We start from the raw sequence: 15,497 nt of genomic DNA, 5'->3' as shown, positions 1-15,497 counted from the left end.
TTGGCTACTCTTTTTTTATTCTCATGTACACGGATTTCCCGTGGTAAGCTCGATGCAACGCTAGTGACACAGCCTCCGTTATTTAGGCGAAAAGCGGCTTTTTTTCATCTTGGCGGACCGAGAATCCGTTAAGGGACGAAAAAGAAGCCGCTGGAGCGCCTGAAAGATGAAATAACGTCCTCTGTGTCCGCGAAATCTGGAAAAAGGTCCAAAATGAGAAAATAACGGATCGTCAGTCCGGCAGCTTCCGAACCCTTCGCCCCTCCGCCCCTTCGCCCCTCAGCCCCCTAGGCATTCAAAAACTCCCCCTCCGCCCCTCCAGCCCCCGTCGGCTCCCCAGACTTCCTCGACCACCTCCCCTCCCAAAAAGGTGTTAGCGCTTCCGCACAGCTATAATACAGAAATATGGAAAAGGTATAACAGCCTATATCAAAGCTCGATATGTACCTTTTTTCACAAGAAAAATCAATGCTTTTTGGTTAAAAGTGACAACTTTTTGACGGAAACAAGGAATTTTTATCACTATAACAAATGAATTTTTTCACAATGTAGGAAAACGGTTCAACATGTGGAATTGGTGAAATATGGTGATAGCGGGGGGAGAATTTCAGATGCGAAGGACAGCGCCAGCCACTATTGCAAGCGCTATCATTTTTGGAATGATTCTAATCTGAAATGCCGGGTGCGGAGGAAGAAACAAGGTTTTTTTCCCGGTATGACAAACGGAGGTGCGTCAGATTGCTGCATGTGGTGGTTTGTGTCAAGCAAGTGCCCGACAGCAGGGAAATCCGGATTGATCCCAAGAACAATACCCTGATCCGCCAAGGGGTGCCGAGCATCGTGAATTTCTATGATATGCACGGGCTGGAAGAGGCGCTTAGGATCAAGGATGAGCTGGGAGCGAGAGTAACGGTAGTAACCATGGGCCCTCCCCAAGCGGAGAAGGGGTTGAAGGAGTGTATTTCGCTGGGGGCGGATGAGGCGGTGCTGGTGACAGACCGGGCCTTTGCCGGAGCGGATACGCTGGCTACCTCCTATGTGCTGGGAGCGGCCATCCGCAAGATTGAGGCGGCTTGGGGGCCGGTGCATATGGTCTTCTGCGGCAAGCAGACTCTGGACGGGGATACGGGTCAGGTAGGACCGGGGGTGGCATGCCGGCTGGAGATGGATCAGCTCACCTATGTCTGCAAGGTAGAAAAAGTGGATGAGGAGGCAGGCCGGGTCCGGGTGCGCCGCCAGATGGAGGATGGCGTTGAGGTGGCGGAGACCTCCATGCCAGTGCTCTTGACAGTGCTGAAGGAACTGAACCGCATCCGCCGGGCCACGCTGCCGGGGATGGTACGGGCGGCCCGCTACAAGCCGGTGCAGTGGACCATGGCGGATTTTCCCGAGATGGACCGGAGCAAAATCGGGCTGAAGGGTTCGCCTACCGTCGTGGGCCGCACCTGGGTGCCGGAGATCAAGAAGGCCAATACGGTGCATATTGGCGGCGCTGCGCCGGAAGCCCAGGCGGAGGAAGTGGCCGCTGCGCTGTGGGGAGGAGAGCTGCCCCGGAAGCTGGGATGGTTATGATAATCCCCCAAAAGTGAAGTGATGCTTTGAAGCTGATTCCGGGTACTTTTGGGGAAGCCCCCATATGATCGCATAAATAGAGATATATGCTCCGGCAACGGGGCAAGAGGAGGCATGAAGCATGAGTGAGGAACGAAAGGCCGCTCCGGAGCAGGACTGGTCTGCCTATCGCGGCGTCATGATCGTCATTGAGCACCGGCGCGGTGCGGCCAAAAAGGTCTCCTGGCAGCTCCTTGGCGAAGGCCGGAAGCTGGCCGACAAGCTGGAGACCTCTTTATTGGCGCTGGTCATCGGCCATGATGTGGAGCATCTGGCGGCGGAATCCATCCAGTATGGAGCCGACCGGGTGTATCTGTGCCAGGCGCCGGAGCTGCTGGATTACCGGACCCGTCCGTACAGCCGGGTTTGTTTGTCCGCCATTCACGAGATCAAGCCGGAGATTGTGCTCTACGGCGCCACCGCCACCGGCCGGGATCTGGCGGGAGCCATTGCCACCCATCTGCCCACGGGGCTCACGGCGGATTGCACGGAGCTGGATGTGGAGTCTCATCCCTCCCGGCTTCTGATGGCCAGCCGCCCGGCATTTTCCGAGAAGATGATGGCCACCATTCTCTGCAAGCAGTACCGGCCCCAAATGGCCACTGCCCGCGCGGGAGTATTCCAGGCCCTGGCCCCGGACCCGGGGCGCACAGGCGAGGTGGTGCATCTGGAGGTGCGGGAGGATTATGCCAACACGGCCGCCCAGGTGATCGCTTTCCTGGAGGAGAAGAGCAGCGTCAATCTGGAGGAAGCGGATATTATTGTGGCCGGCGGCCGGGGACTGGGCGGGCCTGAGGGCTTCGGCCTCCTGCGTGAGCTGGCGGAGGTATTGGGAGGCGAAGTAGGCGCCACCCGGGCGGCAGTGGATGCCGGTTGGATCACCCACGAGCATCAGATCGGGCAGACGGGGCACACTGTACGCCCCAAGCTGTATATTGCGGCGGGAATTTCCGGGGCGGTGCAGCATACGGTGGGGATGCAGGGCTCCGATGTGATTATTGCCGTAAACAAAGACCCGCAGGCGCCTATTTTCCAGATCGCCCATTACGCCCTGGCGGGAGACTTGTTCCAGATCATTCCGGCGCTGACCCGGGAATTTGCCAAACGCCGGGGGATCGGGTACAAAGCGGGAGACCCGGGAGCAGACCTCCCGGACGAAGCGATGACGCAAACAGCAGCGGGAAGAGGGGTATAGGCGGCCATGAATGAAAAATTCGATGCGGTAGTGGTCGGCGCGGGACCGGCCGGCAGCTCGGCGGCGCTGACGCTGGCCCGGGCGGGGCTGAAGGTAGTGCTTCTGGAGCGGGGCGAGTATCCCGGAGCCAAGAATGTGTTCGGCGGCGTTCTGTACCGGCAGCAGATTGAAGAGCTGGTACCGGATTTTCTGGCGGAAAAGAACCCGCCTGTAGAGCGGCATATTGTGGAGCAGCGGATTTGGATGATGGGCAAGGAATCCGCCGTCACCCTAGGGCACCGGAACGAGGCGTATAAGACGCCCTTCAACTGCTTTACCGGCATCCGCGCCCGGTTTGACCAATGGCTGGCCGACAAGGCGGTGGAGGCCGGAGCTATCCCCGTCTATGAGACGGCGGCGGTGGATGTGATCCGCCAGGGCGACAAGGTAGTAGGCGTCCGCACCGACCGGGAGGACGGAGAACTGTATGCCGACGCGGTAATTATTGCTGATGGGGTAAACTCCCTTTTGGGCAAAGCAATGGGTGTACACCGGGAATGGAATCCCGATGAGGTATCTCTGGCAGTGAAGGAAATCATTATGCTCCCCCGGGAAAAAATCGAGGACCGCTTCGGACTGGAAGGCGACGAAGGGGTGACCGTGGAATTTATGGGCGAAACCTCCCGGGGCATGGCAGGGATGGGCTTCATGTACACCAATAAGGAATCCATCTCCATCGGCATCGGCGTCATGGTGAACCATTTGCGGCAGAGCGGCGCCAAACCCCATGAGCTTCTGGAGGAGGCGAAGCGCCATCCCTCCATCCGCAAGCTGATCCAGGGCGGGGAAGTGAAGGAATACGCGGCTCATCTGATTCCCGAAGGGGGCTATCACTCCATTCCTCCGCTTTCCGGCAACGGCTGGTGCATTACCGGCGACGCCGCCCAGATGGTGAATTTTGTAAACCGGGAGGGCACCAATCTGGCCATGGTCTCCGGCAGGCTGGCGGCGGAGGCCGTCATCAAGGCCAAGGAGCAGGGAGATTTCTCCGCCGCTTCCCTGAAGCGCTACGACAATGCCATCAAGAGCAGCTTCGTCATGAACGATCTCAAAAAGTACAAAGGCATGCACAGCCTGCTGAAGGAATTTGATCCGTCGCTTCTGTTTGGAGCGCTGCCCCGGGCCATCAACGAGGCCGCCTACGAGATGTTCCTGGTGAACGGCGTCACCAAGGCGGAAAAGCAGAAGAAGGCCATCCGTCTGGTGAAGCAGGCGGCGGGCGGCACGATGAATCTGATGAGGCTGGGAGCCAAAGGCTGGAGGGCGATAAACGGATGAGCACGCAAACCATGACCGACAAGCTGTTTACAATCCGCTACAAATGCGATGATGTCTCTCACCTGGCCATCAAGGATGAGGCGGTCTGCGCCCGCTGCGCCGGAAAAAACTGCAACAGCTTTTGCCCGGCGGAGGTGTACAGCTGGGATGAAGCGGCCAAGGTGAACCATGTGGCTTACGAGAATTGCGTGGAATGCGGCACCTGCCGGATTGCCTGCGCCTCGGACAATGTAGCGTGGGTCTATCCCAAGGGTGGATATGGTATATCATACCGTTTCGGATAAATATAGGTAACTCTTATAGGTAAAAAAGAGGCTGTTCCGAACGGCAGGTGATCCTGCCCTCGAAACAGCCTCTTTGCCGTGCCGCTTCACGCTTTATGCGCGGCGGCGATTACTGGATGAATCCGGTTTTCACCAGGATGCGCTTCAGGATAACGGCGGCCTCCGCGCGGTTGGCGCTGGCTGCCGGGTCCAGCTTGTTGGATTCAGCGCCTTGGGACAGACCCAAAGCTACCACTGCTCCCGTTTCAATCTGCGCCCAGACCAGCTCCTCGGCATCCTCAAACCGGGCCAGGGTTGTAGCCAATTCCACAAGGGTGAAGTCTGCCTGGCCGCCGGCAAACCGGTAAGCCCGGTAGGCCAGAGCCAGCAGCTCCTCGCGGTTGATGAAGCGGTCCGGACGGAAGGTGCCGTCCTCATAGCCTTCAATCAGCCCGGCGTTTTTGGCGGCGAAGATGTACACTGCGTGCCAGGCGTCGGGGTCCACGTCAGGGAACTCGCCCACAGCTGTCGCCGGGGGGACGGTCAGCCCCAGGCCCTTCACCAGCAGCGCCGCGAACTCGGCGCGGGTAATGGCGCGGTTGGGCTCAAAGTTGCTGGCGGCAGTGCCTTCCACGATCTCCCTGCCGTTCAGCAGCTTGCTGGCCAGAAGCTCAATGTCCGCTTCCGCCCAATGGCCGTTCAGGTCGGCGAAGACGGTATTGCGCTCCAGCACCAGATAGATGCTGTTGCCGGGACGCTGGAAGGTGGCGGTGGTGCCGTTAATTACCGACGGAACGAAGGTCAATGCATCGGTGGCAGGCAAATACTGAACTACCGTAGCCAGACCGTCGCTCTCCCTTGTCATGGTGATGGTGCGCTTCACATAAGTGCTGCCGAAATTGTCCAGGGACAGCTTCTTGCCGTCGGCGCTTACCGCCAATAGCTCAAAGCGCACCGGATCGGACAGCGCGGTGCCATTGACTCTGGCTACCGCCGCCGCGACCTGCTCCGCCTCCTCGCCTGTCACCTTGGTGACGGTCAGGCTCAGGGTCAGGCCGGCTGCGCCGGTGTTCAGCATCTTGCTGATCAGCGGCAGATTCAGAACGGAGAGCGGAAGCTCATAGGTGCCGTGATCTCCGGTCAACGAAAGCATGGTGCCGGTCCGAGCCATGGCCTCGGTCAAGCCCGAAAAGGGAATTTCCATCGCTTCTTCGAAGCGCAGGGTTACCTTGTCGGAGCCGTGGAAGGCCTCCTTCAGATCATCCGCGTCAATGACGGTGACATCCGGATCAGTTTCCCCGCCGGGTGTGGGGGATGGCGAAGGTGAGGGGGAATATGTACCGGACCCGGAACCCGAACCGGACTCAGAACCATCGGAGCCGGAATCCCCGGAGTCGGATGATTCCCGGTATACGACCTGGGATACGTTGACGCTGTACTCCTCATTGTCGTACTGGAGCTTAATCGGATTATGCAGGGAATAGTTCGGGATCGCCTTCGGGTTGAAGGCATAATAATATTTTCCCTCGCTGTACGTGGCGTACGTGGCTGTAACCGGCGTCAGGAAATTCCCTTCGTTATCATAAACGGACAGGGTAACCGGTTGTCCCGAGGCGTATACGCTTGTTCCTACCGTACCGTCAAAATAGACCTGCCCGGTAACGGTGCCGTCGGCCTGGTAGCGCAAATCCTTGAAATATGCGTCAGCCAAAGCCAGAACAGGACTGAGCAGGGAAACCACAAGCATAACCGCCGTGACGGTAGCCAATTTTCTCAAAACCGTTCTTCGCATGTCTTTTCCTCCTGTTGGTAGATTGATATAAAAATGCCTGGCCCGGCGGCCTCACCACCTTTCATACTAGGAGAAAAAGTTGGATAGTGCTGACAGTTGCCCAGCTATCCTGAGCAAATTTCCAAATGTAAGCATATTTACCCGGCGCCGCGGTTTTGAAACAACTATTTTTGAAAAGGAAATGTAAGCGCTATTGTACATTGTCACGAGTTTTTTTGGTGCATTCGCAAGTAGCTTTTGAGACGAAGATTGACTATACTGAAAGTAATCCAAAAGTAAGTCAAAGAAGAGAGTTGATGACAATGTCCAGTGAACAAAAGGATGCTTATACCGTAGGCAGTAAAAGTTTTACGGCTGTTGCCATCAATACCGCAGCCAAGGCCGGCGAATGGATTAAGAGCAAGCTGGGGGACTTCTCCAGCCTTACCATAAAAACCTCCCCCCACGATCTTGTTACGGAAGTGGACAAAGGCACCGAGATGATGATCCGCAATTTGATCATGACCCATTTCCCCACCCATTCCATTCTGGGAGAGGAAGGTGTGGAGCCGGGAGCGGCGGCCTCCATCAAGGCGCTGGAGGAAGCCAGCGAGGCCGAATATCTGTGGATTGTAGATCCGGTGGACGGCACCACCAACTTTATACACGGCTTCCCGTTTTTCAGCGTATCTATCGCATTGGCCCATAAGGGTGAAGTTATCGTCGGCGTGGTGTATGATCCCAACCGGGATGAGTTGTTCGTAGCAGAAAAGGGCAAGGGCGCTTATGTCCATGGGCGGCGCACTTCCGTTTCCAGTGAGGAGCGGCTTCTGGACAGTCTGGTGGCGACAGGCTTTCCCACAGACCGCGGACCTAACATTGCAGGCAACATGAGAGGGCTGGAAGCAGTGGTGCCGCGGGTGCGCAATGTCCGCTCCGGCGGATCGGCAGCGCTGCACCTGGCTTATGTAGCGGCCGGACGGCTCTCCGGTTTTTGGGAGCTGGGCCTGAACGCCTGGGATGTTGCGGCGGGTATGCTGCTGGTGAAGGAATCCGGCGGCACCGTAACGGACACCAAGGGCAATCCGTACCATTTGGGTGTCCGCAATATTTTGGCTACCAATGGCCGCATCCATGATGAACTGTCGCAGCTGCTGCAGGAATCGGACGCAGCCGGGCACTAAGAATGAACTGAAAAGCCGTTCGGGGGGTTGATTCCCGGACGGCTTTTTCCCTTTTATGCGATGATGGGGGCGGGGCGGTCAATCAAAGATATTGCGGATGAGGCGAAACAAACCTCTGAAAAGAGCGGGGAACAGCTCAAAAATGATTTTCGGGAACCGTTTCCCGCCAGTAGGCGGAGCGGTGTTGTTTTTTTTCTTGGGACATATGGAAAACTCCTTCGGGGAGGAATGATATGTTCTTCATACGCGTTTTATGGAAAAAGGTTTCCAAATTCTTGGCGGGGGATGACGGTTATGTTTGACTGGTATGCGTTTGCCGACTATTCGGGGGCAAGAGAAGCCTCAGCCCAGCGGAAGGCCATTGCCTGGGCGGTGGATCGTGGGGAGGGCAAGGGTATTTCCGTTGCGCAAGGCCTGACCAGGCATGGCCTGCTTCATGAAGCTGTGGGCTTGCTGCAGGAGGCGGAAAGTAAAGGGAAACGGGTGTTGTTTGGGTTTGACCATAATTACGGGTTTCCCGCGGGCTTTTATGAGGCGTTATGGGGAGCGGAACCGGATAGCTGGGAGCAAATTACGGGAGCTTACTGCGGGAGCGTGGAGCAGTTTGCAGGAGAGCGAACAGACCGTATTGCCAGAGGAAACAGCCGCGGCCGCCTTGCCGGAGAAAACGACCACGATCGCATTGCTGGAGAAAACGATCGCAGCCGCATCTTGCGCCTAGAGCAATGGTCGCTGCGGGCCTGGGCCAAGGCGGCGAATGAGCAGATTGCCCGTGGGCTGGGGGTTGCGGCGGGACCGTTTTGGGGCAGCCGGTTCGGTCCGAAGCCGGACGGCGGTTTGTTTCGGGGCTTTGCCCTGGCGGATGGGCGGCCTTTTTTCCTCCATGACCGCAGGCTGGTGGAGATGCGTTACCGCCGTTTGAAGCCAGGCTATCAGGTGGGAGGCATCGGCTCCGTGGGCCAGCAGACGCTTTACGGTATCCTGTATTTGCGGGAGCTGCTGAAGTTATGCCGGGAAGCGGGGATAGCGGTTCATGTATGGCCGCAGCATGGCGCGCAGATTCCTGCCGCCGGGGGGCATGTGGCGGTGGAGGTGTATCCCACATTATCGCTGGCTTTGGAAGGAATCCGTGGGCCGCGGACGGATGCAGGCGATGCGGCAGCCTGCGTCAGCTGGCTGTCACGGCTGGACCGGGAGGGAGAGCTGGCGCAGCTCTTGGCGCTGCCCTTTGGCGAAGAAGAATGGCAGCGGGCCAGGCTGGAGGGCTGGGTGCTGGGGGTCAAACCGAACCAAGTCTGAGCGGCGGGGCGTGGTTCGCTTCATCAGTTCATCCCCGGACTGTTTCCACCTGGTTCGCAGCATGTTGGATATTATCCCCTTGGCTCAGGGGTGGGGGAGGCTGAGATAACCTGTGGAGATGCATGTCGTCCATTATCCCATTAGCTCAGGTGCAAGGAGGCTGGGTTACCGGTAGAGGTGCATGTCGCCCGTTATCCCATTGGCTCAGGTGCAGGGAGGTTGGGATAACCTGTAGAGGTGCATGTCGCCCATTATCCCATTAGCTCAGGGGACCCGAATAGCTTGGTTCCCAGAAGAGAGAAGCGTATAAAAGCTGCGGCTGCGGAGCCTGGTTAGTCTTAGAGTTTATGCGCCTCTCCCTCTCTCCTGAACAAAGGGGATAATAGGCGAAAAGGACTCTCCGTGCCACTCCCACGCCTCCTCTAGTGGAATTTATTTCTATGATTTTATAAATACAGCCGATTTATTTTTAAAGTTTATCTACCGCCTTTTTAATGCCATTACCATATTTTGTTTCATTAATATTGGGGGTTTGGGTAGAGGATTTACCGCTATCCTTGCTATAGTAAAGTACAAGATCATTCCCTGCTTGAAATAGTAAAGGAGCATGAGAGCTAAAAAGTAGCTGATGCTGTTGAAATTGCTTAACACCAAGCATACGTGCTTCTTCTGTTAAAAAATGATACGCCTTTATCTCGTCCCCATTTTCGAGAAAGTAACTTTCAGGAATTACTCCTTCCAACTCCATCTCCTTCATGGAATTGGAGAGGGTTGTAGTTATTCCTTCGGAATTAATCAGTTCCACTACACTTTGTGGTATTGTCGAGGAATTCTGGGCTTTTGAACACGCAGCAGCTATAAATAAACAACAAAGCGAGAGAATGATCGCTGATTTATGCAATAATATCAATCCTTTCTTACATAGAGTGGTTCTGTCAAAATATAGAGTGACGCACTATACAAAATCAAAGGTTTAGATGTGATGAAGCAAGCAATTCAAAGATTTTCTTGGCATTTCTAGGCTAAAAAGTAGAAATAGGGCTGTTGAGAAACTCTCAACAGCCTGAAAACTTGCGATATACATGTGTTCTTAGCCCGTACCCTAGTTGCGCAGCAGGGACAGCTTGCCGGTCTGCGGGTCCTGCAGAATCAGGGTGCCGCTGCCCGCTGTTTCGCTGTAAAAGGAAGTTTGGCCGGAGCGCAATAGGCTGGTGACCATGGTATCGTTGAGAGTGACGCCTAGTCCGGTGTCCTTCCATAGCACGAAGGTGCAGCCCTGGCGGAAATGGGTGCAGCCGTAGCCGGTGCTGCCGAAGATAATCCGCCCGCCGCAGCCCGGCCGCGGGCAATGCCCCAGCGCCTCCCGCATGGCCGGGCGGCTCGGGGAAACCGGCGGCGCCGCTGTCCCCGCCTTGGCGGCCGTTCGGCCCGCCGCGGCTCCGGCGCCGGAGCCTGCTGCCGGCGTCCCTCCGGCAGCCTCTACCGTGGCGGCGGTCCGTCCGCTGCCGGAGACTTCACCAGCGCCTGGGGAGGCTTCCGCCTTGGCGCTGCGCCGCTTCCTCGCGGGCGCAGCGCCTTCCGCGCCGGCAGCGGCCTGGCCGGCGCCAGCACTCTTGGCAGCGCCGCCGCGCTTGCTGCCCTTGCCGCCGCCAGCCGCAGGCTCCGGCTTGGCAAAATGCGCCTTGTCCGCCCGCGCCTGCAGGCGGACCTTGTCCACGATCAGCCGCGCAAACGCCCGCACCTTTTCCATAAACGCATCCTTCGACGCCTGGCCGCGGGCGATTTCGTTCAAGCGCCGCTCCCACTGGCCTGTCATCTCCGGCGACGCCAACAGCTCCACGCCTGCGCCGCGGACCAGCTCCACCGCCGCACGTCCCTTGGGCGTAATGCTGATCCGTTTGCCCTGCATGGCCACATAACCCACCTGCTTCAGCCGCTCGATAGTGGCGGCCCGGGTGGCGGGGGTGCCCAGCCCTGAATCTTTCATCACATCCCGCAGCTCGTCGTCCTCAATGGTTTTGCCCGCGCTTTCCATCGCCTTGAGCAGAGTGCCCTCCGTAAACGGCTTAGGGGGCTGGGTTTCCTTCTCCTTCACCTCCGCATCGGCGCAAAGCACACCTGTCTGCGGGTCTACGTGGAAAGGAGTGTCCATTTCCACCTCCAGCTCGGAAGGGCCGTTGTTTTCGTCTTTATCCCCATCTTTTTCTGGACCTGCGCCTTCACCATCGCCGGATTTTCCAGCTTTGCCTTTACCTCCGCCTTTGGCGGCGGCGCCCTTCTTCTGGTCGGGATACAGCACCTTCCAGCCCAGGGAGAGCAGCTCCTTGACGGTGGTTTTAAACCGGTCGACGGTCTCCCCTTCCCCCACCTCCGTGAACACCGTATGCACCTTGTATTCCGCCGCCGGATAGAAATGGGACAGGAAACGCCGCACAATAAGATCGTAAATCTTTGCTTCGTCCGGTGACAGGCCGCTGGCCTTCTTGAAGGTAGGCAGGATGGCGTGGTGATCCTCCACCTTGGCCGGGTTGCAGACGAACTTGTTGTTTTTGTGCACCAGCTTTTTGTCCGCACCCTGGGCGAAGGAGCCGTAGTCGGCGGAGCCCTTCAGCGACTCCAGAGTTTTGTGCATGTCCGGGATATTCTCCGGATTCACGTAGTTGGAGTTGGTCCGGGGGTAGCTGATGACCTTGTGTTTTTCGTACAGGGCCTGGGCGGTGTCCAGGGTTTTTTTGGCGGAAAAGCCCAGCTTGCCGTTGGCCTCCCGCTGCAGCAGGGTCAGATCATACAGCTTGAAGGGAAACTCCTTGGTCTCCTTCACCTCATAGGAGGCAATCCGTCCCGGCTTGCCCTTAACCCGGGCCACAACAGCCTCGGCTTTGTCCTTGGCCTTGAACCGGTCTCCCTGCCACATCCCGCGATAACCTGTTTCCCCCTGCTGAAAAGAACCCTCCACCTCGAAGAATTTCTCCGAGTCAAAGGCCTCAATCTGCTTCTGCCGGTCGTAAATCAGCGCCAACACGGGAGTTTGCACCCGGCCGACGGACAATAGCTCATTGTGCCGGGTAGTGAAGGCCCGCGACCCGTTCATGCCGATGAGCCAGTCCGCTTCGCTGCGGGCTCTGGCCGCCTGGGTCAGATTTTCATATTCGCTGCCGTCCTTCAGCTCCGCAAAGCCCCGCCGGATGGTCTCCGCCGTCAGGTCGGAAATCCACAGCCGCTGCACCGGCTGGCGCAGCTTCAGATGCTGCTGGATATAGGAGAAGATCAGCTGCCCCTCCCGCCCGGCGTCGCAGGCGTTGACGATCCGGTCGCAGTCCTTGGCCACTTGGGCAATTACTTTTAGCTGATCTTTGGTTTTCACATTGGGTAAAAGCTTGAAGGTATCGGGAATAATAGGCAGGTCGCCGAGATTCCACCGTTTGTACCGATCGTCGTAATGATCCGGCTCCGCCAGCCCGATGAGATGTCCGATGGCCCACGTTATGACGTAGCGTTCGCCTTCAATGTGGGTTCGTTTGTTCGCCGCCTTGGGCTCCAGCACCGCGGCGATGTTCCGGCCCATATCGGGCTTTTCCGCAATCACAAGGGTTTTCAATGGTCAAAATCCTTTCACGGGAGAATCGGGGCGCGCCCGGTAGAGCCGAAGAAGGCCCTTTACGATATAAGGGGCAACGAACAGAATAAACAGCAGCCGAAACATCTGGTAGGACACAATAATAGACAGATCGGCGCCCAAGGTTGCCCCGGTGACGCCCATTTCCGTCATGCCGCCGGGAGCCGTGCCCAGAAATGCGGATAACAGCGACATGGGATGCCACAGGGTCAGCAGATACCCGGTGCCCAGGGAAAAGAGCACAATGCCGACGGCTCCCAGCAGGGCGTAGGGCAAAAGCCTCTTCCAATTATCCAGGGAGGACAGGCTGGTAGTGACGCCCATATGCGCTCCGATCAGCACCTGCGCCGTGACGATGGACCAATGGGGCAGGGCGGGAGCATCCAGTCCGGCTACAGACAATATGGCCGCAGCCAGCATGGGACCCAGCATGTAGGGGGTGGGCAAATGGAGCTTGGGGCCCAACAGCAGCATGACGGCAACCGCCAGCACAAACCAAAGGGTGTTCCCGGACAGCCAGGAGACCGAAGCCGCAGCCGAGGCTGCGGCCGTAGCCGCCGCGCCGCCTGCCGTACTGCCAGAAGACAGGCCGTGGAAGGCCAGAAAGGGCACGATAAACACCACCGCCATCACCCGGATGGTCTGCATGAAGGTCACCACCGTCATGTCCGCATCCTCCACCTCGTCGCAGAGGACGGCCATTTGCGACAGCCCTCCGGGTACGCTCCCCAGAAGACCGGAGGCCATGCTGATTCCGGTGCGTTTGACGGTGACCCAACCGGCCACCAGAGCAAAAGCGACTGTCAAGAGCGTCGCCGCAGCCATGGAGGGAAGCTGCACGGCAATTTGGCCCGCCACCTCCGCGTTAAAGGTAATGCCCATCATGTAGCCCAGCACGCATAAGCCGACGTTGCGGAAGCCGCGGTGCCATTCGGCCTTCTTTTTGAATACCTCCCGCCAGACCAAAAGCATGCTCATCGGCCCCAGCAGCCATGCCAGGGGAATATGAAGCAGCTGGAAGATTGTTCCTCCGGCCAAAGCCAAAATCAAGGTCTTGCCTGTCTGTAAACCCATGCTGCAAAACTCCTTTTTTTCCAAACTGTAATATCAAACAATCCGTCCGGTCTCATACCGGAAAGTGTAGCATCCTTGGCTCCGGAGCGCAATGAAGGAAGGAAAATGGCCTCCCGATCTAAAAAAAATCCAAGAAATCGTCGTAGAAATGCCTGCCGCAAAAACTTGAAAGTGTGGTACAATGGGAAGCAGGCTGTAGCAGGAAACACGGCGCAAACAAGAGCGGAACACGTGTTCAATGGCGAAAATCCGATTATATCCCGTTTTGGTCTTGCGAGAAGCGGGAGCAGTGGAGGCGTAAAGATGACACAGGCAATGAATGAGCAGCAATACATCCCGGAGGTGCTGACCTTCGGTGAATCTATGGGCCTCTTGATGTCCACCGGCAACAAGGGGATTGAATACTCCGCTACCCTGGACAAGTCCTTCGGCGGCGCGGAGAGCAATTTTGCCATCGGCGTAGCCCGTTTGGGACATCGCGTGGGCTGGTTCGGCCGCCTGGGCAAGGACCCGCTGGGGCTCATGATCCAGAAGCGGATTCGCGGCGAGGGCGTTGACGTTTCCCGTGTGGAGCTGACCGACGAGGCTCCTACCGGATTGATGCTGAAGGAAGCCATCTCCGGCAAGTCCTTCGTATACTACTACCGCAAAAACTCCGCCGCCAGCCTGATGCGCCCCGAGCATCTGGACGAGGACTACATCAAGCAGGCGAAGATTCTGCATGTAACCGGCATTACCGCCGCCTTGAGCGAAAGCTGCCGGGAAACGCTGTGGGCCGCCATCCGCATGGCCAAGAAGCATGGCGTCAAGGTTTGCTTCGACCCCAATCTGCGGCTGAAGCTGTGGAGCCTGGAGGAAGCCAGAGCGGTGCTTTTGCCCATGGCCGAGGAAGCCGACTTCTTCCTGCCCGGATTGGATGAGCTGAAGCTGATGTACGAAACCGAGGACTTCGATGAAATCGTGGCCCGGCTGTCCAAGCTTCGTGCGGTTTCCATTGTGAAGGGCGGAGACGACGAAACCTATCTCATCGAAAACGGCAAGGTCACCGCCATTCCCTTCTTCAAGGCGGAGCGCGTGGTGGATACGGTAGGCGCCGGCGACGGTTTTTGCGCAGGCTTTATCGTGGGTGTGCTGAAGGGGTATGATCTGGCTGAAGCAGTCCGCCTCGGCAGCCTGATGGGCTCCCTGGCCGTTCAGATGGAAGGCGACTGGGAAGCATTGCCCACTTGGGAAAAGGCCCAGGCGGTGCTCCAGAATAAGAAGAGTGTAGAGCGTTAAACGGCATGAACCATTAACGTCCTTGACCATTAACGGGACGAAGAAAAGGAATGTGGAGAAAACCATGAAAAAATTAAAAGTGCTCCAACAAATCGCTGAACACGGCGTTGTAGCCGTACTGCGCGCGGATACTGCAGAGGATGTTGTGCGCATGGCCGAGCAGGCCATCGAAGGCGGCATCAAGGTAATTGAAATTACCATGACCGTTCCCGGCGCGCTGCGGGCCATCGAAACCCTGGCTGCCAAATATTCCAGCACCGCCAAGGACCCGGCCCGTTTCGCCATCATCGGCGTGGGCACTGTGCTTGATCCGGAAACCGCCCGGGCCGCTATTCTGGCTGGCTCCGAATTTGTGGTAGGCCCGAGCCTGAACCCCGAAACCGTGATGCTGTGCAACCGGTACCGCATTCCGGTAATGCCCGGCTGTATGACCATCAAGGAAATCCAGCAAGCCCTGGAACTGGGCGTGGACGTAGTGAAGCTCTTCCCGGGCAACGCCTTCTCCCCGGCCATGATCAAGGCCATCAAGGGTCCTTTGCCGCAAGCCAACATCATGCCTACCGGCGGCGTGTCCCTCTCCAACCTGGCCGAGTGGATCAAAGCCGGCGCTACTGCCGTAGGCATCGGCGGCGACCTGACTGCAGACGCCGTAAAGACCGGCGACTACAGCATCATTGCCAAAAAATCCGCCGAATACGTAGCTGCCTTCAAGGCCGCCAAAGCGTAAGCGGAGCTGATATAAGAACCGTAGGGAAGCCGGTGCGCTTCCTTGCGGTTCTTTTTTGTTGCCGCGGGATGGGGGGCGTAGTTGGAGTAACTGGAGCAGTTGGGTGGGAGGGGGGAGGGGGCGCCTGGCCGGCTGAGCCAGTCTATCCCGCCCAATCTCGCG

Annotated in this window: 12 protein-coding genes; 8 read left to right on the top strand and 4 right to left on the bottom strand. The window is 57.6% G+C overall.

Annotated features, from left to right (window positions below; all coding sequences use genetic code 11):
- Positions 1–747: 747 nt before the first annotated feature.
- From DQG13_RS19600 to DQG13_RS19585, 4 genes are all read left to right on the top strand, one after another.
- A complete protein-coding gene (locus DQG13_RS19600) occupies positions 748–1,572 on the top strand; it encodes an electron transfer flavoprotein subunit beta/FixA family protein (protein ID WP_258525772.1) in 825 nt (274 codons plus the stop codon).
- Positions 1,573–1,693: 121 nt separating this feature from the next.
- The gene (locus DQG13_RS19595) at positions 1,694–2,806 is read left to right on the top strand and encodes an electron transfer flavoprotein subunit alpha/FixB family protein (protein WP_113021479.1); all 1,113 of its coding nucleotides are present in this window, start codon (positions 1,694–1,696) and stop codon (positions 2,804–2,806) included.
- 6 nt (positions 2,807–2,812) lie between these two features.
- A complete protein-coding gene (locus DQG13_RS19590; protein WP_113021478.1) occupies positions 2,813–4,123 on the top strand; it encodes an FAD-dependent oxidoreductase in 1,311 nt (436 codons plus the stop codon).
- Positions 4,120–4,407 carry a ferredoxin family protein gene (locus DQG13_RS19585; RefSeq protein ID WP_113021477.1) on the top strand — a complete coding sequence of 96 codons (288 nt, stop codon included), beginning with the start codon at positions 4,120–4,122 and terminating at the stop codon, positions 4,405–4,407. The genes DQG13_RS19590 and DQG13_RS19585 overlap by 4 nt, the downstream gene beginning before the upstream one ends.
- A 109-nt stretch (positions 4,408–4,516) precedes the next feature.
- Here DQG13_RS19585 and DQG13_RS19580 read toward each other — a convergent pair whose 3' ends face one another.
- Positions 4,517–6,178, bottom strand: coding sequence for an S-layer homology domain-containing protein (locus DQG13_RS19580; RefSeq protein WP_113021476.1), 1,662 nt, complete (start codon positions 6,176–6,178; stop codon positions 4,517–4,519).
- A 302-nt stretch (positions 6,179–6,480) separates the two neighbouring features.
- Here DQG13_RS19580 and DQG13_RS19575 point away from each other — a divergent pair, with 302 nt between their 5' ends.
- Positions 6,481–7,341: an inositol monophosphatase family protein gene (locus DQG13_RS19575; RefSeq protein ID WP_113021475.1), complete on the top strand. Its 861-nt coding sequence runs from the start codon at positions 6,481–6,483 to the stop codon at positions 7,339–7,341.
- A 294-nt stretch (positions 7,342–7,635) separates the two neighbouring features.
- Positions 7,636–8,640: a hypothetical protein gene (locus tag DQG13_RS19570; RefSeq protein ID WP_113021474.1), complete on the top strand. Its 1,005-nt coding sequence runs from the start codon at positions 7,636–7,638 to the stop codon at positions 8,638–8,640.
- Positions 8,641–9,109: 469 nt separating this feature from the next.
- Here DQG13_RS19570 and DQG13_RS19565 read toward each other — a convergent pair whose 3' ends face one another.
- The 3 genes from DQG13_RS19565 to DQG13_RS19555 form a co-directional block, all read right to left on the bottom strand.
- A complete protein-coding gene (locus DQG13_RS19565) occupies positions 9,110–9,382 on the bottom strand; it encodes a hypothetical protein (RefSeq protein WP_146767177.1) in 273 nt (90 codons plus the stop codon).
- Between the two features lie 360 nt (positions 9,383–9,742).
- Positions 9,743–12,238, bottom strand: coding sequence for a DNA topoisomerase 3 (locus DQG13_RS19560; protein WP_113021472.1), 2,496 nt, complete (start codon positions 12,236–12,238; stop codon positions 9,743–9,745).
- Between the two features lie 3 nt (positions 12,239–12,241).
- A complete protein-coding gene (locus tag DQG13_RS19555) occupies positions 12,242–13,330 on the bottom strand; it encodes an AbrB family transcriptional regulator (protein WP_113021471.1) in 1,089 nt (362 codons plus the stop codon).
- 303 nt (positions 13,331–13,633) lie between these two features.
- On the opposite strand from DQG13_RS19555, the gene DQG13_RS19550 reads away from it, so the two are divergent.
- Entirely contained in the window at positions 13,634–14,608 is a 975-nt protein-coding gene (locus DQG13_RS19550; RefSeq protein ID WP_113021470.1) for a sugar kinase, read from the top strand.
- A 64-nt stretch (positions 14,609–14,672) separates the two neighbouring features.
- Positions 14,673–15,335 carry a bifunctional 2-keto-4-hydroxyglutarate aldolase/2-keto-3-deoxy-6-phosphogluconate aldolase gene (locus tag DQG13_RS19545; RefSeq protein ID WP_113021489.1) on the top strand — a complete coding sequence of 221 codons (663 nt, stop codon included), beginning with the start codon at positions 14,673–14,675 and terminating at the stop codon, positions 15,333–15,335.
- The last annotated feature ends 162 nt before the right edge of the window (positions 15,336–15,497 follow it).

Source organism: Paenibacillus sp. YN15 (assembly GCF_003285005.1).
Classification (GTDB): domain Bacteria; phylum Bacillota; class Bacilli; order Paenibacillales; family NBRC-103111; genus Paenibacillus_AR.
The sequence above is the reverse complement of the archived record's forward strand: the minus strand, read 5'-3'. Positions and strand labels throughout refer to the sequence as shown.

Bases quoted from the DNA above. Each gene is read 5' to 3' on its own strand.
- DQG13_RS19595 (WP_113021479.1), top strand. From the start codon at position 1,694: ATGAGTGAGGAACGAAAGGCCGCTCCGGAGCAGGACTGGTCTGCCTAT.
- DQG13_RS19590 (WP_113021478.1), top strand. From the start codon at position 2,813: ATGAATGAAAAATTCGATGCGGTAGTGGTCGGCGCGGGACCGGCCGGC.
- DQG13_RS19585 (WP_113021477.1), top strand. From the start codon at position 4,120: ATGAGCACGCAAACCATGACCGACAAGCTGTTTACAATCCGCTACAAA.
- DQG13_RS19580 (WP_113021476.1), bottom strand. From the start codon at position 6,178: ATGCGAAGAACGGTTTTGAGAAAATTGGCTACCGTCACGGCGGTTATG.
- DQG13_RS19575 (WP_113021475.1), top strand. From the start codon at position 6,481: ATGTCCAGTGAACAAAAGGATGCTTATACCGTAGGCAGTAAAAGTTTT.
- DQG13_RS19570 (WP_113021474.1), top strand. From the start codon at position 7,636: ATGTTTGACTGGTATGCGTTTGCCGACTATTCGGGGGCAAGAGAAGCC.
- DQG13_RS19555 (WP_113021471.1), bottom strand. From the start codon at position 13,330: ATGGGTTTACAGACAGGCAAGACCTTGATTTTGGCTTTGGCCGGAGGA.
- DQG13_RS19550 (WP_113021470.1), top strand. From the start codon at position 13,634: ATGACACAGGCAATGAATGAGCAGCAATACATCCCGGAGGTGCTGACC.
- DQG13_RS19545 (WP_113021489.1), top strand. From the start codon at position 14,673: ATGAAAAAATTAAAAGTGCTCCAACAAATCGCTGAACACGGCGTTGTA.